23 protein-coding genes and 6 tRNA genes are annotated in these 23,856 nt (G+C 72.5%); 19 read left to right on the top strand and 10 right to left on the bottom strand.

Translation table 11 applies throughout. From position 1 onward, the window contains the following. Positions 1-82: 82 nt before the first annotated feature. Both cobA and Saso_RS05710 read left to right on the top strand, forming a co-directional pair. Positions 83-1,315 (top strand): uroporphyrinogen-III C-methyltransferase, encoded by a 1,233-nt coding sequence (cobA, locus tag Saso_RS05705; protein WP_189926270.1) that lies wholly within the window; start codon positions 83-85, stop codon positions 1,313-1,315. Positions 1,316-1,378: 63 nt separating this feature from the next. Beyond that, complete coding sequence (locus Saso_RS05710; RefSeq protein ID WP_189926269.1) at positions 1,379-2,233, top strand: TrmH family RNA methyltransferase; 855 nt, start codon at positions 1,379-1,381, stop codon at positions 2,231-2,233. Positions 2,234-2,306: 73 nt separating this feature from the next. On the opposite strand, the gene Saso_RS05715 is transcribed toward Saso_RS05710, so the two are convergent. Then, on the bottom strand, positions 2,307-2,648 hold the full coding sequence (locus tag Saso_RS05715) for a hypothetical protein (protein ID WP_189926267.1): 342 nt from the start codon (positions 2,646-2,648) through the stop codon (positions 2,307-2,309). Between the two features lie 491 nt (positions 2,649-3,139). On the opposite strand from Saso_RS05715, the gene sigK reads away from it, so the two are divergent. After that, positions 3,140-3,706, top strand: coding sequence for an ECF RNA polymerase sigma factor SigK (sigK, locus tag Saso_RS05720; RefSeq protein ID WP_229901465.1), 567 nt, complete (start codon positions 3,140-3,142; stop codon positions 3,704-3,706). Next, positions 3,703-4,455, top strand: coding sequence for an anti-sigma factor (locus Saso_RS05725; protein ID WP_189926264.1), 753 nt, complete (start codon positions 3,703-3,705; stop codon positions 4,453-4,455). The genes sigK and Saso_RS05725 overlap by 4 nt, the downstream gene beginning before the upstream one ends. Before the next feature lie 24 nt (positions 4,456-4,479). Here Saso_RS05725 and Saso_RS05730 read toward each other — a convergent pair whose 3' ends face one another. Further along, positions 4,480-5,838, bottom strand: a complete 1,359-nt coding sequence (locus Saso_RS05730) for a serine/threonine-protein kinase (protein ID WP_189926467.1) — start codon at positions 5,836-5,838, stop codon at positions 4,480-4,482. A gap of 613 nt (positions 5,839-6,451) precedes the next feature. On the opposite strand from Saso_RS05730, the gene Saso_RS05735 reads away from it, so the two are divergent. The 3 genes from Saso_RS05735 (at position 6,452) to Saso_RS05745 (ending at position 8,213) form a co-directional block, all read left to right on the top strand. After that, the gene (locus Saso_RS05735) at positions 6,452-6,646 is read left to right on the top strand and encodes a hypothetical protein (RefSeq protein ID WP_189926263.1); all 195 of its coding nucleotides are present in this window, start codon (positions 6,452-6,454) and stop codon (positions 6,644-6,646) included. 238 nt (positions 6,647-6,884) lie between these two features. After that, a complete protein-coding gene (locus Saso_RS05740; protein ID WP_229901464.1) occupies positions 6,885-7,832 on the top strand; it encodes a phosphotransferase family protein in 948 nt (315 codons plus the stop codon). A gap of 81 nt (positions 7,833-7,913) precedes the next feature. Then, positions 7,914-8,213, top strand: coding sequence for a TFIIB-type zinc ribbon-containing protein (locus Saso_RS05745; protein WP_189926259.1), 300 nt, complete (start codon positions 7,914-7,916; stop codon positions 8,211-8,213). A gap of 55 nt (positions 8,214-8,268) precedes the next feature. On the opposite strand, the gene Saso_RS05750 is transcribed toward Saso_RS05745, so the two are convergent. The 5 genes from Saso_RS05750 to Saso_RS05770 form a co-directional block, all read right to left on the bottom strand. Beyond that, positions 8,269-8,340: transfer RNA gene (locus tag Saso_RS05750), tRNA-Val, on the bottom strand. Positions 8,341-8,374: 34 nt separating this feature from the next. Then, positions 8,375-8,446: transfer RNA gene (locus tag Saso_RS05755), tRNA-Val, on the bottom strand. 24 nt (positions 8,447-8,470) lie between these two features. After that, positions 8,471-8,542: transfer RNA gene (locus tag Saso_RS05760), tRNA-Val, on the bottom strand. A 1-nt stretch (position 8,543) separates the two neighbouring features. Then, positions 8,544-8,617 (bottom strand) — tRNA-Cys (locus Saso_RS05765). A gap of 38 nt (positions 8,618-8,655) precedes the next feature. Beyond that, positions 8,656-8,728: transfer RNA gene (locus Saso_RS05770), tRNA-Gly, on the bottom strand. Between the two features lie 190 nt (positions 8,729-8,918). Here Saso_RS05770 and Saso_RS05775 point away from each other — a divergent pair. From Saso_RS05775 to Saso_RS05785, 3 genes are all read left to right on the top strand, one after another. Beyond that, positions 8,919-10,043, top strand: a complete 1,125-nt coding sequence (locus tag Saso_RS05775; RefSeq protein ID WP_229901463.1) for a chorismate-binding protein — start codon at positions 8,919-8,921, stop codon at positions 10,041-10,043. Next, complete coding sequence (locus tag Saso_RS05780; RefSeq protein ID WP_189926257.1) at positions 10,040-10,861, top strand: aminotransferase class IV; 822 nt, start codon at positions 10,040-10,042, stop codon at positions 10,859-10,861. The genes Saso_RS05775 and Saso_RS05780 overlap by 4 nt, the downstream gene beginning before the upstream one ends. A 128-nt stretch (positions 10,862-10,989) precedes the next feature. Beyond that, on the top strand, positions 10,990-11,814 hold the full coding sequence (locus Saso_RS05785; protein WP_189926255.1) for a GNAT family N-acetyltransferase: 825 nt from the start codon (positions 10,990-10,992) through the stop codon (positions 11,812-11,814). Between the two features lie 25 nt (positions 11,815-11,839). Here the strand turns inward: Saso_RS05785 and Saso_RS05790 are convergent, their stop codons facing one another. Further along, positions 11,840-12,403, bottom strand: coding sequence for a DsbA family protein (locus tag Saso_RS05790; RefSeq protein ID WP_189926253.1), 564 nt, complete (start codon positions 12,401-12,403; stop codon positions 11,840-11,842). 333 nt (positions 12,404-12,736) lie between these two features. On the opposite strand from Saso_RS05790, the gene Saso_RS05795 reads away from it, so the two are divergent. Next, the gene (locus tag Saso_RS05795; RefSeq protein ID WP_189926251.1) at positions 12,737-13,195 is read left to right on the top strand and encodes a hypothetical protein; all 459 of its coding nucleotides are present in this window, start codon (positions 12,737-12,739) and stop codon (positions 13,193-13,195) included. 211 nt (positions 13,196-13,406) lie between these two features. Continuing rightward, positions 13,407-13,559, top strand: a complete 153-nt coding sequence (locus Saso_RS05800) for a hypothetical protein (RefSeq protein ID WP_189926250.1) — start codon at positions 13,407-13,409, stop codon at positions 13,557-13,559. A gap of 210 nt (positions 13,560-13,769) precedes the next feature. Here the strand turns inward: Saso_RS05800 and Saso_RS05805 are convergent, their stop codons facing one another. Together Saso_RS05805 and Saso_RS05810 are read right to left on the bottom strand one after the other, a co-directional pair. Then, complete coding sequence (locus Saso_RS05805) at positions 13,770-14,330, bottom strand: CGNR zinc finger domain-containing protein (RefSeq protein WP_189926248.1); 561 nt, start codon at positions 14,328-14,330, stop codon at positions 13,770-13,772. Positions 14,331-14,626: 296 nt separating this feature from the next. Next, positions 14,627-15,040 carry an SsgA family sporulation/cell division regulator gene (locus Saso_RS05810; RefSeq protein ID WP_004002642.1) on the bottom strand — a complete coding sequence of 138 codons (414 nt, stop codon included), beginning with the start codon at positions 15,038-15,040 and terminating at the stop codon, positions 14,627-14,629. Positions 15,041-15,231: 191 nt separating this feature from the next. On the opposite strand from Saso_RS05810, the gene Saso_RS05815 reads away from it, so the two are divergent. The 7 genes from Saso_RS05815 (at position 15,232) to Saso_RS05845 (ending at position 23,851) form a co-directional block, all read left to right on the top strand. Next, positions 15,232-15,690 carry a TIGR02611 family protein gene (locus Saso_RS05815; RefSeq protein WP_189926246.1) on the top strand — a complete coding sequence of 153 codons (459 nt, stop codon included), beginning with the start codon at positions 15,232-15,234 and terminating at the stop codon, positions 15,688-15,690. Between the two features lie 78 nt (positions 15,691-15,768). Beyond that, positions 15,769-15,840 (top strand) — tRNA-Val (locus tag Saso_RS05820). A 1,431-nt stretch (positions 15,841-17,271) separates the two neighbouring features. Then, positions 17,272-18,561: an ABC transporter substrate-binding protein gene (locus tag Saso_RS05825; protein WP_189926244.1), complete on the top strand. Its 1,290-nt coding sequence runs from the start codon at positions 17,272-17,274 to the stop codon at positions 18,559-18,561. Positions 18,562-18,575: 14 nt separating this feature from the next. Then, entirely contained in the window at positions 18,576-19,532 is a 957-nt protein-coding gene (locus Saso_RS05830; RefSeq protein ID WP_189926242.1) for a carbohydrate ABC transporter permease, read from the top strand. Next, the gene (locus tag Saso_RS05835; RefSeq protein WP_189926240.1) at positions 19,529-20,404 is read left to right on the top strand and encodes a carbohydrate ABC transporter permease; all 876 of its coding nucleotides are present in this window, start codon (positions 19,529-19,531) and stop codon (positions 20,402-20,404) included. Before Saso_RS05830 ends, Saso_RS05835 begins: the two co-directional genes overlap by 4 nt. A gap of 10 nt (positions 20,405-20,414) precedes the next feature. Then, complete coding sequence (locus tag Saso_RS05840; protein WP_189926239.1) at positions 20,415-21,014, top strand: hypothetical protein; 600 nt, start codon at positions 20,415-20,417, stop codon at positions 21,012-21,014. Positions 21,015-21,115: 101 nt separating this feature from the next. Then, positions 21,116-23,851 carry an exo-rhamnogalacturonan lyase family protein gene (locus tag Saso_RS05845; RefSeq protein WP_189926237.1) on the top strand — a complete coding sequence of 912 codons (2,736 nt, stop codon included), beginning with the start codon at positions 21,116-21,118 and terminating at the stop codon, positions 23,849-23,851. Positions 23,852-23,856: the final 5 nt, after the last annotated feature.

The raw sequence follows: 23,856 nt of genomic DNA on the forward strand, positions 1-23,856 counted from the left end.
AAATGCGCACGTCAGGGCCGCTCCAGAGCCGCAGCGCCCATTCCCCTGCTCTCTGTCCGCCCGTACGAGGAGCCGCACCCTCATGGCCGAACACCCCGCCTATCCCGTAGGCCTCCGTCTCGCCGGCCGCAGGGTCGTCGTCCTCGGCGGCGGACAGGTCGCCCAGCGCCGTCTGCCCGCCCTGATCGCGGCGGGCGCCGACATCCACCTGGTGTCGCCCGCGGCGACCCCGTCGGTGGAGGCGATGGCGGACGCCGGTGAGATCACCTGGACGAGGCGCCCGTACACCGAGGGCGACCTCGCCGACGCCTGGTACGCCCTCATCGCCACGAGCGACCGCGAGGCCAACGGCCGGGCCTCCGCGGAGGCCGAGGCCCACCGCGTCTGGTGCGTGCGCTCCGACGACGCCGACCTGGCCACGGCCTGGACCCCGGCGACCGGGCACAGCGAGGGCGTCACGGTCGCCGTGCTCACCACGGACGCGCGGGGCCGCGATCCCCGGCACACCGCGGCCATCCGTGACGCGGTCGTCGAGGGCCTGCGCGACGGCACGCTCGTCGCCCCGCACCACCGCACCCGCACGCCCGGTGTGGCGCTGGTCGGCGGCGGTCCCGGTGACCCGGACCTGATCACGGTCCGCGGACGCCGTCTCCTCGCCGAGGCCGACGTCGTCATCGCCGACCGGCTCGGCCCGCGCGACCTGCTCGCCGAACTCCCGCCGCACGTCGAGGTGATCGACGCGGCGAAGATCCCCTACGGCCGGTACATGGCCCAGGAGGCCATCAACAACGCGCTGATCGAGCACGCCAAGCAGGGCAAGTCGGTGGTCCGCCTCAAGGGTGGCGACCCGTACGTCTTCGGGCGCGGCATGGAGGAGCTCCAGGCCCTCGCCGAGGCGGGCATCGCCTGCACGGTGGTGCCCGGCATCTCCAGTTCCATCTCCGTCCCGGGTGCCGTCGGCATCCCGGTCACGCACCGGGGCGTCGCCCACGAGTTCACCGTGGTCAGCGGCCATGTCGCCCCCGACGACGAGCGTTCCCTGGTCGACTGGGCCTCCCTGGCCAAGCTCACCGGCACGCTGGTGGTCCTCATGGGCGTCGACAAGATCGGGAAGATCGCCGACACACTCGTCGCGCACGGCAAGTCCCCCGACACCCCGGTCGCCCTCGTCCAGGAGGGCACGACGGCCGCGCAGCGCCGCGTCGACGCCACCCTCGCGACGGCCGCCGAGGCGGTCCGCACGCAGGACGTCCGGCCGCCGGCGGTGATCGTCATCGGCGCGGTCGTCGCGGTCGGCTCGCCCACCTCCGAGTAACCGCCGGTAACACAACCGTTCCGAGCCGTTGGCACCACTCCCAGGACAAGGCAGTATCACCCTGTGGCCGATCTCATCAGCGTTGAGGACCCCGACGACCCGCGCCTGCGCGACTACACCGGCCTGACCGACGTCGAGCTGCGCCGCAAGCGCGAGCCCGCGGAGGGCCTGTTCATCGCCGAGGGCGAGAAGGTCATCCGCCGGGCCAAGGACGCCGGCTACGAGATGCGCTCCATGCTGCTGTCCGCCAAGTGGGTCGACGTCATGCGCGACGTCATCGACGAGCTCCCGGCGCCGGTCTACGCCGTCACCCCGGAGCTCGCCGAGCGGGTGACCGGCTATCACGTCCATCGCGGCGCGCTCGCCTCGATGCAGCGCAAGCCCCTGCCGGCCGCCGCCGACCTCCTCCTCGCCGCCCGCCGTGGCGTCGCCCCCGCCGACCCGCCGGACGACGCGGGTCAGCGCGTCGCGATCTTCGAGGGCTTCGTCGACCACGCGAACCTCGGCGCGGCCTTCCGCAGCGCGGCGGCGCTCGGCATCCGGGCGATCCTGCTGTCACCGGACTGCGCGGACCCGCTCTACCGGCGGGCGATCAAGGTGTCGATGGGCGCCGTCTTCTCGGTCCCCTATGCCCGCTTCGACACCTGGCCGGCCGGACTCGACGTCGTCCGCGACGCCGGGTACGACATCCTCGCCATGACCCCGGACGAGAAGGCGACCCCGCTCGACCGGCTGCACCCGGAGCGCTTCGAGCGGTGCGCCATCATGCTCGGGTCGGAGGGCCACGGCCTGTCCACGTACGCCCTGCGGGCGGCCGACGAATGGGTGCGCATCCCGATGTCCGCCGGGATCGACTCGCTGAACGTTGCCGCGGCCTCCGCCGTCGCGTTCTACGCGACCCGCCCGAGGCCCGCCTGAGCCGTCCGCCGGGCACACACCCGGGTGAGGGCCGCACGCCACGGGCGCGGTCCTCACCGGCGGACATCCGCGGTCAGCGGTGGTGGCACTCCCAGTGCCCCTTGACCCACTGCTGATCCCAGTGACCGGGCACGTACACCCACTTGTAGGTGTAGTGGTGCTCCCAGTGGCCGTGGTGCCAGGTCTTGTGATCGACCCGCTTCTTCTCCCAGTGGCCCTTCACCCACTTCTTCTCCCAGTGCCCCTTCACCCAGTGGCAGTTGCCGTCGTGGTCCGTGGTCACCACGGACGCGGCGGACGCGGGAGCGGGGGCGGCGGTCGCCGCGCCGGACATGCCGAGTACGGCGCCCCCGGCCAGCAGGCCCGTCGCGGCGGCTCCGGCCACGAGGCGGCGGACTCGCAGGAAAGCGGTCATCGGACACATCTCCCTCGAAGAGTCGGCGACTGGCACGCCCGACGAGGCCGGGCCGCCCGTGCTCCACGGCCGCACCGAGGACGTGCCGCGGGCGACGAGGACCTTTCCCGTCGCGCTGTGCCGGACGCGAGGGATTCGGACCCGACGGCCGCACGGATGACGCGACGGCGGAAAAACTCCCCGCGCCCTCGCGGCGGGCCGGTCGCCGGCCCGGCCCGACCCGCGGCTGCCGGCCCGGCGCGCGGGCGCCCGCCCGGCGACACGCCCCGCCCGGCTCGGCCACCCGGGTGGCAACCTGCGGCTTTCCGTGTGCACCACCGCGCCATCCGGGTGCCGCGCGGCTACGAATCCCCTGCGCGCGCATGCCGTCCTGGCGCCGTCCGCCCGCCCGGTCACGGACGGAGAAGGGCTTGCGGGTCCTCACCCTCGCCTTCGCCCACGGCCGGGGACGGGCCGTCCGGAGCGGGCACGAGGCACGAGGGAGCGAGAACTTGCCGCACGGTGACGACCCGCCCGCCCGGGTGGAGGATCTGCTGGCCCGGGTGGCCGACGGCGACCGGGACGCCTTCACCGGCGTCTACGACGCGCTCGCGGGCAGCGTCATGGGACTGGCCTGCCGGATCCTGCGGGACGTCGCCCAGGCGGAGGAGGTGACCCAGGAGGTCATGATCGAGATCTGGCGCACCGCGGACCGCTACCGCCCCGAGCGGGGAACGGCGAAGGCCTGGGTGCTCACCGTGGCCCACCGGCGGGCGGTGGACCGCGTCCGCTCCGCCCGGGCGGGCGCCGAGCGCGAACAGCGCACGGGCGTCCTCGCACCGGAGCGCCCCTTCGACGAGGTCGCCGAGATCGTCCAGGACCACGACGAGCACCGCCGGCTGCACCGCTGTCTCACCTCGCTGTCCCGCAAGGAGCGGGTGCCGCTGATGCTCGCCTACTACCAGGGCCTGACCTGTCTCGAGGTCGCCGAGGCCCTCTCCACCCCCGAAGGCACGGTGAAGTCCCGCATGCGGGCGGGGCTGCGGCGGCTGCGCGCCTGTCTGGAGGCCGACACATGACCATCGAGGAGGACCCCCACGCCGGGCTCGGCGCCTATGTGCTGCACGCGCTGTCACCCGCCGACGACGCCGCGTTCGAGAACCACCTCGCCGGCTGCGACCCCTGCCGACGGGAGGCCGCCCGCCTCCTGGAGACCACCGCCCGCCTCGGCGACCGGGCGCGGAGCGTCCCGGTGGCAGCGCAGGCCCGCGCGCGCACCCTGCGGACCGTCGCCCGCACCCGTCAGGACCGCGTCCTCCACCGCTCCCGCGCACCCGGGCCCCGGACGGTGCGCCTCGCGCTCGCCGCGAGTCTCGCGGCGAGCGCGGCCCTCGGTGCCCTGGCCGTGCACCAGCACGTCGAGACCGACGAGCTGCGCACCCAGGCGGTCCGCGCCGAGCGGCAGACCCACGCCGACGGCACCGCGATCACCGAGGTCCTCACCGCGTCCGACGCCGTCGTCCACACGGCCACGCTGGCCGGCGGCACCCCCGCCGCCGTGGTGGTCTCCCGCTCCGAGGAACGGGCCGTCTTCGCCGCGCACGGTCTGCCCGCGCTGACCGGCGGAAGGGTCTACGAGCTCTGGTACGCGGCCGCGGCGGGCGACCGGCGCCCGGCCGGCCTGCTGACCGGGGGGACGGCGAGCGACTCCCGCGTCCTGAAGGGCCCGCCCGCCGACGCCGTCGCCGTGGGAATCACCGTGGAACCGGCCGGCGGCTCACCACAGCCCACCACCAGGCCGCTCGGCGCCGTGCGCCTCGCCGCCTGACGCGGCCCCGGGCGGGGCGCCGGATCAGTCCCCGAGCGGGTCGCCCGGCAGCGGCACCGTGCGCTGCGTCTCCTGCCGTACGACGCCGTCCCGGCCGCCGAGCCCGCGCGCGGGTCCCTCGCAGCCCTGGACGAGAGCGATGCCCAGCGCGACCAGCAGGGTCACCACGACGAACACGAACAGCCGCTGGCGCAGCAGACGCGGGTTGGCGGGCCGCCGCCCGGTTCCCGTGGTCCTCGGCCCGGGACGCCCCGCCCCGCCGGTCCGGGAGGCGGGCCGTCCGGTGCCGGGCCGCGTGCCGCGCGGGGGAGCCGGCCGGGCCCCGGACCGCGAGGAGGCGGCGCCGCCACCGCGTCCGGTGTTCCCCCCGCGGGGCGCGCCGCCCCGGGAAGGAACCGGACCGCGTGCCGACGGCGGCCCGCCGCGCGGCGACGAGGTTCCGGGTCCGGTCTGCTGACGCAGCGTGCGCTCCGGGTGACCGGCGTCGGAGAGGCGGCCCGTCGGGCGGTCCGCCTCGGCCGCCCGGGGCACCGGGGGACGTGCCTCGGCGAGACCCTGGGCCTCCCGGGTGGCGATCTCCTTCAGGCGCAGCGACAGATCGAGCGTGCTGGGCCGTTCCTCGGGGTCCTTCGCCAGACAGGCCCGCACCAGCGGCGCCAGCGCGTCCGGTACGCCGTGCAGATGCGGCTCCTCGTGCACCACGCGGTACAGCATCACCTCGGAACTGCCGTGCCCGAAGGGCGAGTCGGCGGTGGAGGCGTAGGCGAGCGTGGCGCCGAGCGAGAACACGTCCGTGGCCGGGGTGACCAGCGCCCCGCGCACCTGCTCGGGCGCGAGGAACCCGGGGGAGCCGACCGCCGTGCCGACGTGGGTCAGTGTGGAGGCGCCGGTCGCCCAGGCGATGCCGAAGTCGATGATCCGCGGGCCCTTGGGGGAGAGCAGGATGTTGGAGGGCTTCAGGTCGCGGTGCACGACCCCGGCCTCGTGGACGGCGACGAGCCCCTCCGACAGCGCCGCCCCGATCGAGGCCAGCTCGGCGGCCCCGAGCGGCCCCTCGTCGTTGACCTTGTCGTGCAGGGAGGGGCCGGGTACGTACTGCGTGGCGAACCACGGCCGCTCGGCGTCCAGGTCCGCGGCCACCAGCCGGGCCGTGCATCCGCCGCGGATCCGCCGGGCGGCCGACACCTCGCGCGCGAACCGGGACCGGAACTCCTGGTCCTCCGCCAGATCGGGCCGGATCACCTTGAGCGCGACCCGCTGCCCCTTCTTGTCGGAGCCCAGGTAGACGACGCCCATCCCGCCCGCGCCGAGCCGTCGGTGAAGCCTGAACGAGCCGACGACGCGCGGGTCCTCGCGCCTCAGGCGCATCATCGCCATGTTCATCCCCGCTGCCCGGTCCGTGTGACGTGCCACAGCTTACGTTTCCGCGGCCGTTCGCGCGCAGAGGCCGCGCCCTCTCGCGGCGATCGATTGTCGGCGCCGGACGGCGGAGTTGAAGGGTGATCAGGAAGCCTGCGGACAGGCGGGCATTGAGCGGTGGTCGCGCCCAACCGCCTTTTCCGGAAAGCCGATTGAACGCGCCGGTGACGACCGTCCCGGAAGCGCCGCAGCTGCCCACGGCAGGACGCGGACCCGCGGCTCGACGGGCTGCCGGACGCCCCGCCCGACGGGGTCCACGCGCTGGCGGGGAGGGCTGGAAGTGAGTGAAGTCACGCCGGGTCCCGCCCCCGCGGCCCCGCTCGGCGGGGGAAAACCGGAGCGGACCGGACAGCCCCTCCGGGAAGACCCCGAGACCCGCGGCCGCGTCTCCACCCAGGGGAGTACTCCGCAGGTCATGGCTCATCCTCCGGGAGGCCCGGCAATCGGTACGAGGGCATGACGTGCGGCAGCGGCCGTCGGCCTAGATTTGAGGTCAAGCGGCGGGTGCAGCACTCGTCCCCCGAGGTCAGACACCCGCCGCTGCCAAAGGACAACCGATCAGGTCAGGAGAGGGACCATGGCCCTTACGGCACCGCGGACGACGTTCCGCACTCCGGGACGCACCGCGCGTCCCCGTCGCACGGGCCGTCGCCACCCCCTGGTGGCGACGCTGATGGCCCTTCCCCTGGCGGTCCTGCTCCTCGTCGTCTTCGACGGCTGGGAGACGGTGGCCACACAGGCGTCGTCCGTGGGAGTGATGCTGGGGCGCTGAGCGGCGACCCCAGGCCCGGAAGAGCGGTCCGGGCGGGGACATCCACCCATGAAACCCCGTGGGGACGGGGGTGCGGCGGACGGCAATAATGCAGGCGCAGCTGGGGAGCTGCGCCTGCATTGCTTTTCCCGCACATCGCCCGCGCACTCCCGCACCGCCGCACCCCGCCCCGCGACGCGCGGGGGTCCGGCTGCGTACCCTCGCGAGGAGACCCGCACCCCGCCGCCCTGGGAGCCCCGTGACCAGCCCCGCGACCGAGCGCCCCCTGCTCACCGATCTCACCCTGCGGGCCGGCGCCCGGGCCCACGAGATCACCTCGGCCTGTCCGTGCGGCGCGGCGACCCTCGCCGACCGCCCCGACGCCACCGTCGTCCGGCATGCCGGCACCGTCGCCAAGGCCCACGCCCCCGGCACGGACCCGGCCGGTCTCGCCCCCCGCCTCGCCCTGGCCGCCCGCCTCCCCGACGTCTTCCTCCCGCCGCTCGCACCGGCGGCGACCCCGCTGCACGGACGCCTGGTGACCTTCTGGCCGTACGGCACCCCGGTGGACCCGGAGGACCCGGACGCCGCGCCCTGGGAGGCCGCCGGGACCTTGCTCGCCCGGCTGCACCGCGCACCCGCCCCGGCCGCCCTGCCCGCGATGCGCGGACCCGCGAAGGCCGCCCACGCCGTGGCCCGGTTGCGCGCGGCCGGACCGCATCCGGCCGTCGCCCCCGTCCTGTCCGCCTGGCGCGCGCTCCCCGGCTGGGCCCGCGGCGAGGCCCCCGCGCCCGGCGCCGGCTCCGTCTGCCACGGTGACCTCCACCTCGGCCAGCTCGTCCGCCACCCGGCCCCCGACGGCCCCTGGCGCCTGATCGACGTGGACGATCTCGGCGTCGGCGTCCCGGCCTGGGATCTCGCCCGCCCCGCCGCCTGGTACGCGTGCGGGCTGCTCCCGGCCGAGGAGTGGACCCGCTTCCTGACGGCCTACCGGAGCGGACACGGCCCCGCCGTGCCGCCCGACGGCGATCCCTGGGGCGCCCTGGACGTCCCGGCGCGCGCACTCACCGTGCAGAGTGCGGCACGGGCCGTCACCAAGGCGCTCGCGGACGGCCGTCCGCTCGACGAGGTCGAGCTGTGCCTGGTGGACGCCTGTGCCCGAATGGGTTTCGTCCCCCCGCAGTTGGCGGCGGATTCGGCGAAGTAGGGTGCAACCGACCGCAGCCGGACAGTGTCTGTCCTGGCGGCAGCCGAAACAGCACCGACCGGCGAGGAGTTGAGCCGAACCATGCAGTGCCCCAAGTGTCACGCCCAGATGCACACGTACAACCGCAACGGTGTCCAGATCGAACAGTGCAGCAACTGCCGTGGGATCTTCCTGGACTACGGCGAGCTGGAGGCGCTGACCCGCGTCGAGTCCCAGTGGTCCCAGCCGGCGCCGCCGCCCCCGGGAGCCCCGCAGGCGTACCCGGCCGCCCCGGCCGCTCCCGCCTGGGGCGCCCCGCACGGCGGCGGTCACCACGGCGGTGGTCACTACGGCGGCCACCACCGCCACAAGAGCTTCGGCCACATGCTGTTCTCCAGCTGAGCCGGTATCGACAAGAAACCCCCGACCGCGAAGGCGGCCGGGGGTTCTCGGCGTGTGGACGATACTGGGATTGAACCAGTGACCTCTTCCGTGTCAGGGAAGCGCTCTCCCGCTGAGCTAATCGTCCTCGGGGCCACGGCCCGGGTACCGTGTGTGCTGCGTGCGCGATACTGGGATTGAACCAGTGACCTCTTCCGTGTCAGGGAAGCGCTCTCCCGCTGAGCTAATCGCGCGGGTTCGGATCCGCGAAGATCCAGTGGACGATACTGGGATTGAACCAGTGACCTCTTCCGTGTCAGGGAAGCGCTCTCCCGCTGAGCTAATCGTCCTTGGAGGTGGAGACGGGATTTGAACCCGTGTAGACGGCTTTGCAGGCCGTTGCCTCGCCTCTCGGCCACTCCACCAGGAGTGCAGGGGACCGGGAAGACCCCTTGTTCCTTCGAGCGGACGACGAGGCTCGAACTCGCGACCTCAACCTTGGCAAGGTTGCGCTCTACCAACTGAGCTACGTCCGCTTGTCGTTTCCGGTCGGCTCTCGCGTCCCGGCGACGTGTTGAACTCTAGCGGATTCCCGGGCCAGCACAAAAACGCGTTTGCGCAGCGTGCTGCGCTGTCCCCGATCGAGGGCCTGGTCAGGGCAGTCGGCCGGAACATGCGGGACATGCCGGGACCGCGTCCCGCCGGACCCGCCATACACTCGACCACGTGCTCGATCTCCCGCCGTTCGCCCGTTTCGGCACCCGTGTCGCCACCGGCCTCCTGGACGTGACCAGCGATCCCGCGGCCCTCGGCAGTGCCGGATTCTGGGCCGTCGTCGCCGACTTCGAGGGCCGGACGGTCTGCGCGCGCTTCGCCGAGTTGCGCGAGGAGGCCGTACCCGCCCCGGTGCCCGGCGCGTGGCGGGGACCCTCGGCCGGTGACTGGACGTCGTCGCTCGACCGCGCCGCGTACACGGCGGGGGTGCGCCGGATCCGCGAGCACATCGCGGCCGGCGAGGTGTACCAGGCCAACCTCTGCCGGGTGCTGACCGCGCCGGTCGGGTCCGACGCCGACGTGGACGCCCTCGCCGCCCTGCTGGCACGCGGCAATCCGGCGCCCTACGCAGGAACGATTCGCCTCCCCGCGCACGGCGTCGAGACGGCCACCGCGTCCCCCGAGCTCTTCCTGCGCCGCGACGGACGGGTCGTCGAGTCCGGCCCCATCAAGGGCACCGGGCGCACCGAGGCGGACCTCCTCGACAAGGACTACGCCGAGAACGTGATGATCGTGGACCTCGTCCGCAACGACCTCGGGCAGGTCTGCGCCACCGGCACGGTGACCGTCCCCGACCTCTGCGCCGTCGAGAAGCACCCGGGCCTGGTCCACCTCGTCTCCACGGTCCGCGGCGAACTGCGCGAGGGCGCCGGCTGGCCCGAACTCGTCGAGGCCGCCTTCCCGCCCGGTTCGGTCACCGGCGCCCCCAAGTCCAGCGCGCTGCGGATCATCGACGCGCTCGAGACGGCGCCCCGCGGCCCGTACTGCGGCGGCATCGGCTGGGTCGACGCGGACCGGGGGACGGGCGAGCTGGCGGTGGGCATCCGCACCTTCTGGATCGACCGCCCCTCCGCGGACTCGGCCCTGCTCCGCTTCGGCACCGGAGCGGGCATCACCTGGGGCTCGGACCCCGAGGCGGAGTGGGCGGAGACCGAGCTGAAGGCCTCCCGGCTGCTCGCGATAGCGTCGGGAACCCATGAGGTCACAGGGGCGTACGAGGTCAGGGAATCGTACGAGGCGACGGGACCGTGCGGGACGACGGGACCGTACGAGGTCGAGGAAGAAGGACTGACGTGAAGATCTGGCTCGACGGCGGACTCCAGGACAGCGGGTCCGCCCGTGTCTCCGTCTTCGACCACGGGCTGACCGTGGGCGACGGCATCTTCGAGACGGTGAAGACGGTGGACGGCGCGACCTTCGCGCTGACCCGCCATCTCGACCGGCTGACCCGCTCCGCGCGCGGGCTCGGCCTGCCGGATCCCGACCACGACGAGATCCGCCGCGCCTGCGCCGCCGTCGTCGAGGCCAACCCGGTGCCGCTCGGCCGGCTCCGCATCACCTACACCGGCGGCCACGGCCCTCTCGGCTCGGACCGCGGCGAACAGGGCCCCACCCTCGTCGTCGCCCTCGGCGGGACCACCCGGCGCGCCGACTCCACGGCCGTCATCACGGTCCCGTGGACCCGCAACGAACGCGGTGCGCTCACCGGCCTGAAGACCACCTCGTACGCCGAGAACGTCGTCGCCCTGGCCCGCGCCCACCAACACGACGCCACCGAGGCCCTGTTCGCCAACACGGCCGGGCGGCTCTGCGAGGGCACCGGGTCCAACGTCTTCGTCGTCCTCGACGGCGAGATCCACACGCCGCCGCTCGCCTCGGGCTGCCTCGCGGGCATCACGCGGGAACTGACCGTCGAGTGGACCGGCGCGAAGGAGACGGACCTGCCGCTGGACGTGCTGGAGCGGGCCGACGAGGTCTTCCTCACCTCCACCCTGCGCGACGTCCAGGGCGTGCACCGCGTCGACGGGCGCGAACTGCCGGGCGCGCCGGGGCCGGTGACCGCCAAGGCGATGCGGATCTTCACCGAGCGCTCCGGCGACGACCTCGACCCGTAGGACACCCGAAGCGGCCCGCACGCGCACCCGGACGCGGCCGCATGCAGTGACGGGCCGGCGGCACGGGTTCGTGCGGACCCGGGGAAAACAGGCTGACGTCGCCCGCCTTGGCGGGTAGAAAGCCCCTGATGACCACGACCCTGCGGCCGACCGAGCCGCTTCAGCGCACCGCCGACGGGGCGCTGTCGCGCCACTACCAGGTCTGCGTGAACAGCCGTCCCGTCGGATCGGTCCACCTCTCCGCCTCCGCGGCCTCCGGCACCCGGGCCGCCCGGATCACCGACCTGCGCATCGACGAACCGGACCGTCACCGCGGCCGGGGCACGGTGGCCGCGCTGGCCGCCGAGGAGGTGGCCCGCGGCTGGGGCTGCGGGCGGATCGACGTCACGGTGCCCGCCGAAGCGGGGCACGCGCTCCGGCTCGCGACGGCGCTCGGCTACGTCCACCGCAACCGCGGGATGGAGAAGCCGCTCGACGCCACCGCGCCCCGGCTGCCCGACGGCAGCCGGGGCAGGCCCATGACCGAGGCCGAGTACCTGCCCTGGCGCGAGCACGAGGTCGCTTCCTACGCGCGCGACTGGGCGGACCGGGGAATGCCCGAGGACGAGGCGTGGGACCGGTCGCGGCGCGACCACGAGACGCTGCTGCCGCAGGGTCTTGCGACGCAGGACATGCTGTTCAGCGTCCTGGAGCACGACGGCACCCGAGTGGGCACGCTGTGGCTGGCGCTCCTCGGGGACAAGGCCTTCGTCTACGACGTCGAGGCCGACGAGTCCTTCCGCGGCCGGGGCCACGGACGTTCCCTGATGCTGCTGGCGGAGGCCCAGGCTGTCGCCGCCGGCAAGCGCGTCCTCGGCCTCAACGTCTTCGCCGGCAACACCCCGGCCGAGCGGCTCTACGAGTCGCTCGGCTACCTGCCCGTGACCCACTCGATGTACAAGAACCTGCTCTGACGCGCCTGCTCGGGCCCCGGCCGTCTCAGACCTGCTCGGCCAGCAGCCGGTCGGCGATCTCCTCGATGCGCTCGCGCAGCCCCTCCTGGCTCTTGCCGCCGTCGAGGCGCTCTCCGCCGATGACGTACGTCGGGGTGCCGGTGACGCCGATCGCCTTGCCCTCGGCCTGGTCGGCGTCCACGATCAGGATGTGCCGTCCGTCGATCAGGGCGGTGTCGAACTCCTCGGCGTCGAGACCGAGTTCGCGGGCGATCTCGACCAGGAGGGGTTCGCCCCCGCGGTCCAGTTCCTCGGCCCGGCCCAGTACGGCCTCGATGTACGGCCACCCCTGGCCCTGCTCCAGCGCCTCCTCGGCGGCCTGAGCGGCGGCGAAGGCGTGCTTGTGCTTCTCCAGCGGGAAGTGCCGCAGGCGCGGCTCCAGCCGGTCGCCGTACCGCTCGCGCAGGGCGCGCAGGTCGTCGAGAGCGCCGCGGCAGTCCGGGCACTGGAGCTCGCACCAGATGTCGAGGACGACGGCGGGACGGCCGGCCGTGCCGGACGCGGGCAACGGTGCCGGGGCGGGGGAGGAGGTCGGGGACGAGTCGCTCATGGGACAAGTCTCCCAGCCCGCGCGGGCCCCTACCGACCCGGACCGCGGATCCGCCGACCGGCCCGCGCCGACCGCGGATCCGCCGACCGCGAGTCCGGCACCGACGACGTCGTCCCCGAGTTCCCCCCGAGTTCCTCTCGATCTCTCCCCGGCGGTACGTGGGGTGCGGCACCTGCGGAGGAGCCGACCCGGAGATGTCCCTGATGTCCGGCCGGAGGATGGCCCGCGAGTGGTGCGCAGGTGCAGGATGGAAGGGACGAGGCGCGGACCTCACCGGCCGCGCGCCGAGTCGGCGTGACCTCTGCCCGAGTGAGCCGAAGCCTGGAGGACCGGATGATTGCCGAGACCGTCTGTTCCGCCGTCGCCGCGGTGGGCCTGGGTATCGCGGTGGTCACGGCCTACCGCAAGCGTTATCTGGCGGCCGCCCGTATCGCGGCCTACTCCCTCGTGCCGCTGGGCCTCGTGATGACGGGCATCGTCGAGTGGCTCGCCGACACCGCCTTCAGTCCGACGGCCTGGGCGGGCTTCGCCGTCCTCGGCGGGGCCTGGGCCCTGTTCGCCACCACCCGCGCGGTGGAGCGCCGCCGGGGCGGCACCCGCAAGGAACGCAGAGCGGCGGCCCGCTCGGCCCGGGCCGAGGCCGTGGCTCCCGCCGCCTCCGCGCCCTCCCTGGGACAGTCGGGCTCCCGCCCGGCGTCCGGGCCCGCGGCGGCCCCCCGCGCGACCGGCGGCTCCGGCGGCTCCGACGATTTCAGCGACATCGAGGCCATCCTCAAGAAGCACGGCATATGAATCACGCCGGGTGAACCACGCCGGCCGGACCGCGCGAGCCGATGGACCCGGGGCCGAGCGGCGGTCCGGTGATCGAAACGACACAGTCGGCCCCGCCCGCGCGCGGAAGTGATCACCGCCCGACAGCGCCCTCACGGAATCGGCGCACTCCCGTTCATTCCGCGCGCGTGATCGCGCGAGGGGCGTCCCCTACGTCATCATCGCCCGCGAGATGCTGGACACGACACAGAGCGACGCCCCGCCGGAGCAGGACGAGCCGCGCGGTTGCCTCTTCGCCCTTTCCCAGCCACCGCTGATGATCTTCCTTGCGGTGATCGGGTGTCTGCTGCTCATGGCTTCGCTGCATGATCTGCTGCTGCTCTGAGCCGTACCCGCGGTCCCCGGCGTCACCCGCCGGGGCCGCGTCGGCATCGACCGACACGACAGTGCCGCGCTGCCCCGGGTGCCGCGTGCGCCGTGTGAGCCGGGCTCCCGCCGAGCGGGACGGACCGGCCGAGGCGACCCGGTGGGCCGGGTGGGCCGAAAAGACGCCCTGAAGCGGGCCGGCCGAGGTGACCTGGTGCGCCGGCCGCCGTCAGCCCGCCGCTTCCTTGCGACGCGCCCGGTAGGCGGCGACATGCAGACGGTTGCCGCAGGTGCGGCTGTCGCAGTACCGCCGGGAGCGGTTGCGGGAGAGGTCCACGAAGGCACGCCGGCAGTCCGGCGCCTCACAGCGGCGCAGCCGCTCCTGTTCGCCGGCCACCACGAAGAACGCCAGCGCCATGCCGCAGTCGGCCGCCAGGTGGTCGGCGACGGAGGCGCCGGGCGCGAAGTAGTGCACGTGCCAGTCGTAGCCGTCGTGGTCGGTGAGGCGCGGCGTGGTGCCCGCGGCCGCGACCAACTCGTTGATCAGCCCGGCGGCGACGCGCGGGTCCGACGCCGCGAAGATCCCGGCGAACCGTCCACGGATCTTGCGTACCGCGGACAGGTCGAACTCGGAGAGCACGCCCACATCGCTGATCTCGTGCTTTCGTACGAAATCAGCGAGGGCGGCGACATCCGGCAGCGCGTCCGGAGCCGTCTCGTCCTCCGGTGCGGTGTTCACCAGTTCCACCACGGCGTCCAGCGCGCACCGGGTGTCGTGGGTGATCAGCACATTTCGCTCCCTGGCCTGGGGTCGGGCGGGCGCCCGCCGATGCTGGCCGATGGTAGCCGTACCGGGCCGCCGGGCAAGGGCCGCGCGAGGAGCGGATCCCGCGGACGCCGGTGCGGCCGGGCCGGGGGAGACCCCGCGCACCCTCCGTGAGCAGGGCGACGGGTGCCCCGGTGAGCACGCCGACGCCGCCCCACGGCAACCCGTGGCGCGGCGTCGGCGCATGCCCTATTCGGTTGTCCTGGCCCGAGCCGTCTCCCCGAGTGGACGGCGCCGGGCAGCTCGGTGTGAGCCTCGCCCTAGCTCTCCGCCAGGATGTGCGAGAGCTCCTGATCGAGATCGAAGTGCCGGTGTTCCGTGCCGGGTGGCACGGCGGCGTCCGTCCGCTTCAGGAAGGACTCCAGGGCCCTCGCAGGGGCCTCGAGCAGGGCTTCGCCCTCCGGAGAGCTCAGGGCGATGCAGACGACGCCCTGACCGTGACTGCGCGACGGCCAGACACGGACGTCGCCGGTGCCCGTGGGCCGGTGCAGGCCCTCGGCGAGCAGGTCGCGGGCGAACACCCACTCGACGGTCTCCTCGGCACCGGTGTGGAAGGTGGCGTGCACGGCGTAGGGGTCGGCCGTGTCGTACCGCAGGCCTGCGGGGACAGGCAAGGATGACTCGCTCGACACAACGAGGCGCAGGTGCAGCTCGCAGCTGACCGTGGTGTTCATAAGCGCCAGGGCCTTTCGCTCAGTGTGCGCTCGGGGATTCGCACGTCGGCGAAATCGACATGCCACCTACGGTGCCGTTGTAAACCCCTCTGAGTGTTTTGCGTGCCTTTACGTAACTCTTCCGGCCGACAGTGCGTTCGCCCAGTACCACCATTCCGGTGACCGGATTCTCTCGGGTAGGGTCAGGCTGTATGAACACGGGGAGTAACGAGCCGGGCGAGGCGATCGCGGCGGCGGACGGCACGGAATCGGACCGGGCGAAGGCCGGGGACGGCCAGGGGCTCGGCTCCAGGGCCCCCGAATTCGTCAAGGCGCGCCGGGCCCTCCACCTGAGCTGGCAGGTCGGCGTCTTCGTGATCGGCCTCGCCGTCGTGGTCGCCGGCATCATCATGCTGCCGCTGCCCGGACCGGGCTGGGTCGTGATCTTCGGCGGCATGGCGATCTGGGCGACCGAGTTCGTCTGGGCGCAGCTGGCGCTCCGCTGGACCAAGCGCAAGGTCACCGAGGCGGCCCAGCGCGCGCTGGACCCCAAGGTGCGCCGGCGCAACATCGTCCTGACCGTGATCGGCCTCGTGATCATCTCGGTCCTGGTGGGTGTCTACGTGTGGAAGTTCGGTTTCGAGATGCCCTGGAAGATCAAGGATCAGTGATCCCGGGCGGCGGCGCGGGGACCGACCCGTCGTGGTCACAGCCATCCCCTGACATGGGGTAATGTTCTTCCTGCGTCCGGGCGATTAGCTCAGTGGGAGAGCGCTTCGTTCACACCGAAGAGGTCACTGGTTCGAACCCAGTATCGCCCACCCGGAACGTCGGCCCGACTGCGATCACGCGGTCGGGCCGACGCCGTTCTCCCGGCTCGCGCCCCTCGCCCGTCGTCGGCGCCGACGGGCCCGCTCACCGGCCCTGCGTCCGTCATATGCCGTCGGCCCCGCCCGCGACGTCCCGTTCCCCGGGCGGCCGCCCACCCGTCACACCCCGTACCTGTCCGGCCCCCGGGTTCAGGCCACCGACCCGCCCCCGCCCGATCCCGTGCCGCGCCTTCGGGCCGTCATCCGGGTGACAGCCCACCTGACGGCCGTCACCCGGGCGCCCGTCCCATCCGCCGACTGCCTGCCGCCCGCGCGCCCGTCCCGCCCGTCGGCTGCCTGCCGCCCGCGCGCCCGTCCCGCCCGTCGGCTGCCTGCCGCCCGCGCGCCCGTCCCGCCCGTCGGCTGCCTGCCGCCCGCGCGCCCGTCCCGCCCGTCGGCTGCCTGCCGCCCGCGCGCCCGTCCCGCCCGTCGGCTGCCTGCCGCCCGCGCGCCCGTCCCGCCCGTCGGCTGACGGCCAAGACCCGGGCGTTCGGCCGGCCCGCCGGACGGCCGTCACCGGGGGCCGTCCCGTCCACCTGCCGCCTGCCGCCGGGGCGCCTCCCGTCCGCCGCCTGCCCCCGGGTGCCCACCTCGCCCACCTGCCGCTTGCCGCCCGCCGCCTGCCCCCGGGTGCCCACCTCGCCCACCTGCCGCTTGCCGCCTGCCGCCTGCCGCGCGGGGCGCCCCCGCCCGCCGCCTGCCCCCCCCCAGGCGCCCACCTCGCCCACCCGCCGGTTCCCGGCTCGGCACCCGCCCCGACCTGCACTTTGGTCCCGCGCCCGCGCCCTCCGGGCGTCGCCCTCGGTCGCGTGCCTGCCGCGCGCCACCCGATCCGCCACGCCGCGCACCCGTCGGGCCTTTCGGCCCAGGTCGCCAGCTTTCGTCGCCTCTCCCCGAGTCCCACCCCACCCGACGGCCGTCACCCGGCACCCGCCCGGACCTGCCTGCCGGAGCCCGCGCCGGACCTTCCACCTTCCGTCGCCGGGTTGAGCTTCTCCCCCCGGCACCCCCACCCTGCCGTCACCCCCGCTCTCGGCCGACCACCCCACACCCCCCGCCCTGCGCCCCCATCCCGCGCCCCCGCCTCACACCCCTCACTCACCCCAACTCAACCTCCCCAGCCCGGATTCGGCCCCTCCGCCACCGCCCTTCCGCCCCCCACCCCACCGTTCGGCGCATCGAACAACCGCCCCCCACCTGCGCGTTCACGTGACCGCCGCCGCTCCGTCGTCCCGGCGAACGGAGTTCACCCCGCGACCCGCGCGTAAGAAATTCCTGTCCGAATCATTGACGCTCTCTCAACCCCCTCGTACCTTGTGCCAGCAAGCGCTTTCTTGAAACGATTCATGCAAGCGGCAACGACGCTGCGGGGAGGGCCCTACTGTGCGAACCAGCAGGAATGTTGAGAGGCGAACGATCCTGAAGGCCGCGGGGGCGACGGCGGCCACACTGGGCCTGGCCGCGACCACCGGGTGCGGGGGAGACAGCGGCACGTCGGCGGACGGGACGGTGACGATCCGTTACGCCTGGTGGGGCGGCGAGCCGCGGACCATCGCCATCAAGAAGTCGATCGCGCTCTTCGAGAAGAAGTATCCGAAGATCAAGATCAAGCCCGAATTCACCGACTACGAGGCGTTCTGGGAGAAGTTCCAGACCCAGGCCTCCGGCGGGAATCCGCCGGACGTTTTCCAGAATGCGGTGGGCTTTCTGCGCAAGTACGACAAGCGCGGTGTTCTGATGGACCTCAAGTCGCAGGCGGACGCGGGGAACCTGAACCTGGAGAACTTCCGCAACGGCGTTCTCGCCAACGGCCAGGTCGACGGCAAGCAGATCGGCATCCCGGTCGGCGCCAACACCATGGCCCTCGTCATCGACCTCAAGGCCTTCCAGAAGGCGGGCGTGGAGGCGAAGTTCGGCTGGACCTGGGACGACTACTTCGCCGCGCTCCAGAAGATCCAGGACAAGCTGAAGATCGCCGGCGACACCGGCTACTTCGCGATCATGTACCTCTACGATCTGTACCTGCGCCAGAACGGCAAGGCCTTCTTCACCGCCAGCGACCTGGGTTTCACCGAGGCCGACCTGACGCAGTGGTGGGAGGACGGCTACAAGCGGGTGAAGTCCGGGCTGGTCGCCGACCCCAAGAAGATCGAGCAGGTCAAGCCGAAGTCCGGTCTCTCGGTCGGCCTCGCCGCCTCCGAGTTCACCTGGGACAACTTCTCCATCCGCTACCAGGGCGAGGGCGATTCGGACTACGGGCTCGCCCCGATCCCCACCACGAACGGCAAGGACACCGGTCAGTACCTCGGTTCGCTGATGCTGAGCGCCTTCGCCGGGACGAAGCACCCGAAGGAAGTGGCGCAGTTCATCGACTTCATGGTCCACGACCCCGAGGTCGGCAAGATCATGGGATACGACCGCGGCATCCTCGCCACCACCGAGCAGTACACCGCCTTCAAGCCGGCCGACGCCCAGAACAAGGGGGTCGCGGCCTACGAGGACGAGGTCGCCAAGGCGGGCGTACTCGGGAAGATCACCCCGCACCCGTCCGGCGCGGACGTCATCGAGGCGGCCTTCCTGCGGATCGGCGGTGAGGTCGCCCAGGGCAAGACCAAGCCGGCCGACGCCGCGAAGGCGCTGTTCAGCGAGGCCAAGGCCGCGTTCGCGGGCTGAGGGGACGTACCACCATGACGCTCGTCAAGGAAGCGCCCGCGCGCCCGGCGAAGAAGCGGTCCGCCGCTCCTGTCGCCGGGCGGCGCGGGCGGCGCCGCGAGAACCTCGCCGGCTATCTCTTCATGTCGCCGTGGATCGCGGGATTCCTGCTGCTCACGGCGGGGCCGATGATCGCGTCGCTGTACTACGCGTTCACCAGCTACAACCTGTTCACGCCGCCCAAGTGGGTGGGCCTCGACAACTTCACGACGATGTTCCAGGACCCGCGCTGGCAGAAGTCGGTCGAGGTCACCCTGAAGTACGTCGTCGTGGCCACGCCGCTGAAGCTGCTCCTCGCCCTCGGGGTGGCGCTGCTCCTGGCGCAGAAGCGGCGCGGGCAGGCCCTGTACCGGGCCGCGTTCTACATGCCGTCGCTGATCGGCGCGAGCGTCTCCGTGGGCTTCGTGTGGCGGGCGCTGTTCTCCGACGACGCCGTCGTGGACCGTACGCAGAAGGTCTTCGGGCTCGACATCGGCGGCTGGATCGGCAACCCGGACTACGTCCTGTACGCCCTGGTGGCGCTGAGCATCTGGCAGTTCGGCGCGCCGATGGTCATCTTCCTGGCCGGGCTCAAGCAGGTGCCGCAGGAGCTGTACGAGGCCGCCGAGATGGACGGGGCCGGCCCGTTCCGGCGGTTCTGGAACATCACCCTGCCGATGATTTCCCCGGTCCTCTTCTTCAACGTGCTGCTGGAGTCCATCCACGCGTTCCAGGTGTTCGGCTCCGCCTACGTCGTCTCCGACACCCGGTGCGGACCGGCCGACGCCACCCTCGTCTACACCTGTTACCTCTATCAGAAGGGCTTCAAGGAGGCCCAGATGGGCTTCGCCTCCGCGATGGCCTGGACGCTGGTGGTCGCGGTGGCGCTCGTCACGGCGGTCCTGTTCTGGTCGCAGAAGAAGTGGGTGCACTACGAGGAGGCCGCCAAGTGACCAGTGCCACCAGTCCCGCCGTGCGTCCCGCGCCCGAGCGGCGGCGCGTCGGATCCCTCGTCTGGCACGTGGGCGCGATCCTCGTGCTCGCGGTCGTCCTCTACCCGGTCGTCTGGGTGCTCGGCGCCTCGTTCAAGCCGAGCAAGGACATCATCGCCAGCCTGGACCTGCTGCCCACGAAGCCGGTCTGGGCGAACTTCTCCGGGCTCGCCGACGGCATCTCCGGCATCTCCGTCACCAGCTTCTTCGGCAACTCGCTGATGTACGCGGGCCTGGCCGTGGTCGGGGTGGTGCTCTCGAGCTCGCTGACGGCCTACGCCTTCGCCAAGATCCGGTTCGCCGGTCGGAATCTGCTGTTCACCCTGATGATCGGCACCCTGCTGCTGCCGTACCACGTGCTGCTCATCCCGCAGTACGTGCTGTTCCGCAACCTCGGCTACATCGACACGCTCGTGCCGCTCGTCGCGGGGAAGTTCCTGGCCACGGAGGCGTTCTTCGTCTTCCTGATGGTGCAGTTCATGCGGGGGTTGCCGCGCGAGCTGGACGAGGCCGCCAAGCTCGACGGCTGCGGGCATCTGAGGACCTACTGGTCCATCGTGCTGCCGCTGAGCCGTCCCGCCGTCATCACCAGCGCGATCTTCACGTTCATCAACGCGTGGAACGACTTCATGGGGCCGCTGATCTATCTCAACACCCCGTCCAAGTACACCGTCTCGCTGGGCCTGATGATGTTCCGCGACCAGGAGGGCATCTCCAACTACGGCAGCATGATCGCGATGTCGCTGGTCGCGCTGGTTCCGGTCATCGCCTTCTTCATGGCCTTCCAGCGCTACCTCATCGACGGCATGGCGACCTCCGGACTGAAGGGCTGAGGCGGTCACCATGGCGCAAGCAGGGGTGAAGGCCCGTTCCCGCCGCAGGGAGTCCGTGTTCGGCGAGCGCTTCGCGGTCTTCGCCGAGTGTCTGCTCACCGGGGTGTGGATCGCCGTGGCCTGTCTCGGGGTCGTCACCTACCCCGCTGCCTTCGCGGCCGGCGCCCGGCATCTGCGGCGCCGTACCACCCACGAGGACGGCGGCCTGCGGAAGTTCGTCACGGACTTCCGGACGGCGCTGCGCGGGGGATGGGTCGTCGGGCTCGCCGGATGGGCGGCCGCCGGCGTGGTCCGGCTGGACGTCGTGGCCGTGCGGGCCGGCCTCCCCGGTGGGCCGTTCGTCGGGGCCGTCGGTGTCCTCGCGCTGATCGGACTCGCCGTGGCGCTGCTGCGGGCGGCGGCCGTCTGGACCCCGGACCGCGCCTGGCGGGCGCTGCTCGCCGACGCCGTCCGCCGGACCGTGCTCGATCCCGCCGGGTCGTTCCTGGTGGTCTGCGGGCTGGCCGTCGTCACCGCGTCCGCCTTGCTCGTCGCCCCGCTGGCGGTCCCCGTGCTCGGGGCCGTCGCGGCGGCGGCCGTCGCCGTCGAGGAGCGGTACCGGCACCGCTGACCGCCGTGTCCTCCTACCAGGCCGGCGCCCCGGGCGCCGCGTCTCTCTCTGTCATGCCCCTGACCACCCTGCACGCGCACGGAAAGGAAAGGCTGCATCCCATGTCTCCCATCCCCCGTAGGTCCCTCCTCAAGGCGGCCGCCGTCGCCGGAGCCGCCGCCCAGTTCAGCTGGGCTCTGGGCGCCAAGGACGCGCAGGCCGCGCCCGGAGCCGCCGCGGCCGACGCCGATCCCGTCACCCTGGACTGGCTGGAGGACGGCGGCCTCGGCGCCGCACCCGGCTCCACGCTCGGTGTGCCCTGGCCCATGGGCACCTTCCAGGAGGACCAGACCTTCGCGCTCACGGACGCCGACGGCAAGGACGTCCCCGTACAGTCCTGGCCGCTCGCCTACTGGCCGGACGGATCCCTGAAGTGGACGGCCCACGCCGTCGGCTCGGGCTCCGGCAGGCTCACCCTCGCCGCCGGCACCCCGGCTGCACCCGCGAAGAAGGTCACCGTCGACAAGAGCGGCGGCACCGTCGACGTGTCGACGGGTGTCATCACCGTGCGGATCGCCAAGTCGGGCGCCACGATCGTCAAGTCCGTCACCCGCGGCTCCACCGAGATCGCCAAAAACGGCCGGCTCGTGCTGATCCGGCAGCCCGAGATCGAGGACGAGGACCAGGGCACCGTCAAGACCGAGCGCTTCGAGGGCGCCATCGACGGCGTCACCGTCGAGCAGACCGGCCCGGTCCGCGCGGTCGTCCGCATCGACGGCAAACACCGCAAGGGTAGCCGCAGCTGGCTCCCGTTCTCCATCCGCCTGTACTTCTACGCGGGAGCCGACTCCTTCCGCATGGTGCACACCATCACCTACGACGGCAAGCAGGAGCCCGGCAAGGCGAGCGGCGACTTCGTCCGGGGACTGGGCGTCCGCTTCACCGTCCCGATGCGCGACGAGTCCTACGACCGCCACATCCGCGTCGGCGGCGAAGGCACCGGTCTGCTGCGCGAGGCGGTCAAGGGCATCACCGGTCTGCGCCGCGACCCCGGCGCCGCGGTGCAGGCGGCCCAGTACGCGGGCCAGAAGCTCCCCGACCCCGCCACCTGGGACCAGCGGGTCACCACCCGGCTCCAGTACATCCCCGAATGGGGCGACTACACCCTCTCCCAGCTCTCCGCCGACGGCTTCACCCTGCGCAAGCGCACCAAGAAGGGCCACGGCTGGGTCGGCGCGGGCGGCGGCCGGCGCGCCTCCGGCTTCGGGTACGTCGGCGGGGCGAGCGGCGGACTCTCCTTCGGCCTGCGCGACTTCTGGGAGAAGCACCCCGCCCAGCTCGACATCCGCGACGCGCACACCGACGAGGCCGAGGTCACGCTCTGGCTCTGGTCGCCCGAGGCGCAGCCCATGGACCTGCGCTTCTACCACGACGGCATGGGCCAGGACACCTTCCCCGAACAGCTCGAAGGCCTCAACATCACCTACGAGGACTACGAGCCCGGCTTCGGCACCCCCTACGGCATCGCCCGCACCTCCGAACTCCTCTTCTGGGCCAACGAGTCGACACCGGCCCCCGAGAGGCTCGCCGAACAGGTCGAGGCCGTGCGGGTGCTGCCCCAGCTCGCCGCCCCGCCCAAGCAGCTGATCAAGGCGAAGGTGTTCGGCCCGGGTCTGTACTCCGAACCGGACCGCTCCACCCCCGCCAAGGCGAAGATCGAGGACCACCTGGACTTCCTCTTCACCTACTACAAGGGCCAGGTGGAGCAACGCCGCTGGTACGGCTTCTGGGACTACGGCGACATCATGCACACCTACGACACCGTCCGGCACACCTGGCGGTACGACATCGGCGGCTACGCCTGGGACAACTCCGAGCTCTCGCCGGACCTCTGGCTCTGGTTCGCCTATCTGCGCAGCGGCCGCGCGGACATCTTCCGCTTCGCCGAGGCGATGACCCGGCACACCGGCGAGGTCGACGTGTACCACCTCGGCCAGTGGGCGGGGCTGGGCACCCGGCACGGCGTCCAGCACTACGCGGACAGCGCCAAACAGCAGCGCATCGCCAACACCACCTATCGGCGCTACTACTACTTCCTCACCGGCGACGAACGCGTCGGCGACCTCATGCACGCCAACGTCGACTCCGACGAGACCTTCCTCGCCCTCGACCCGCTGCGCAAGATCCGCACCGAGCCGTACACGCCCGACCGGCACGCCCTGTCGATCGGCTTCGGCACCGACTGGAGCGGCCTGGTGTCGGCGTGGCTGACCGAGTGGGAACGCAGGGGCCCCAAGTGGGAGAAGGCCAAGGCCCGCGTCCTGTCCACGATGGAGACCATCGGCGCCCAGCCCAACGGCTTCGTGCAGGGCAGCGGTCTGTACGACCTCGACACCGGGAAGTTCGCCGTGGCCACGGCACCCGTCGTCGGCGTCTCGCACCTGTCCGCCGTCTTCGGTCTCAACGAACTGTGCGCCGAACTCATCCACCTGGTCGACATCCCGAAGTTCAAGGAGGCCTACCTCGACTACTGCCGCTACTTCAACGCCACCAAGGCGGAACAGGCGGCGCGCTACGGCAGCAACTTCGGCACCCTGCTGCTCTTCCAGGGCCACTCGCGGCTCGACGCCTACGCCGCCGTCCAGACCGGCGACCAGACGCTCGCCAAGCGGGCCTGGGCGAAGTTCTACAACTCCGACGGCTACCTGGAGTCGGCGCCGTGGAAGACGGAACCGCTGAGCGGCCCCGCCACCCTGGTCGCGGGCAGCGAGGCCGCCTGGGTGTCCACCAACGACACCGCCCTCTACGGCCTCGCCGCCATCGAGAACCTGGCGCTGCTCGGCGACAGGATGCCGTAGCGCGG

It is taken from the genome of Streptomyces asoensis (assembly GCF_016860545.1).
GTDB lineage: Bacteria > Actinomycetota > Actinomycetes > Streptomycetales > Streptomycetaceae > Streptomyces > Streptomyces asoensis.

Excerpts from the sequence above, each read along its gene's own strand:
- cobA (WP_189926270.1), top strand. The coding sequence starts at position 83 with ATGGCCGAACACCCCGCCTATCCCGTAGGCCTCCGTCTCGCCGGCCGC.
- Saso_RS05715 (WP_189926267.1), bottom strand. The coding sequence starts at position 2,648 with ATGACCGCTTTCCTGCGAGTCCGCCGCCTCGTGGCCGGAGCCGCCGCG.
- Saso_RS05725 (WP_189926264.1), top strand. The coding sequence starts at position 3,703 with ATGACCATCGAGGAGGACCCCCACGCCGGGCTCGGCGCCTATGTGCTG.
- Saso_RS05730 (WP_189926467.1), bottom strand. The coding sequence starts at position 5,838 with ATGAACATGGCGATGATGCGCCTGAGGCGCGAGGACCCGCGCGTCGTC.
- Saso_RS05735 (WP_189926263.1), top strand. The coding sequence starts at position 6,452 with ATGGCCCTTACGGCACCGCGGACGACGTTCCGCACTCCGGGACGCACC.
- Saso_RS05745 (WP_189926259.1), top strand. The coding sequence starts at position 7,914 with ATGCAGTGCCCCAAGTGTCACGCCCAGATGCACACGTACAACCGCAAC.
- Saso_RS05785 (WP_189926255.1), top strand. The coding sequence starts at position 10,990 with ATGACCACGACCCTGCGGCCGACCGAGCCGCTTCAGCGCACCGCCGAC.
- Saso_RS05790 (WP_189926253.1), bottom strand. The coding sequence starts at position 12,403 with ATGAGCGACTCGTCCCCGACCTCCTCCCCCGCCCCGGCACCGTTGCCC.
- Saso_RS05795 (WP_189926251.1), top strand. The coding sequence starts at position 12,737 with ATGATTGCCGAGACCGTCTGTTCCGCCGTCGCCGCGGTGGGCCTGGGT.
- Saso_RS05800 (WP_189926250.1), top strand. The coding sequence starts at position 13,407 with ATGCTGGACACGACACAGAGCGACGCCCCGCCGGAGCAGGACGAGCCG.
- Saso_RS05810 (WP_004002642.1), bottom strand. The coding sequence starts at position 15,040 with ATGAACACCACGGTCAGCTGCGAGCTGCACCTGCGCCTCGTTGTGTCG.
- Saso_RS05815 (WP_189926246.1), top strand. The coding sequence starts at position 15,232 with ATGAACACGGGGAGTAACGAGCCGGGCGAGGCGATCGCGGCGGCGGAC.
- Saso_RS05830 (WP_189926242.1), top strand. The coding sequence starts at position 18,576 with ATGACGCTCGTCAAGGAAGCGCCCGCGCGCCCGGCGAAGAAGCGGTCC.
- Saso_RS05840 (WP_189926239.1), top strand. The coding sequence starts at position 20,415 with ATGGCGCAAGCAGGGGTGAAGGCCCGTTCCCGCCGCAGGGAGTCCGTG.
- Saso_RS05845 (WP_189926237.1), top strand. The coding sequence starts at position 21,116 with ATGTCTCCCATCCCCCGTAGGTCCCTCCTCAAGGCGGCCGCCGTCGCC.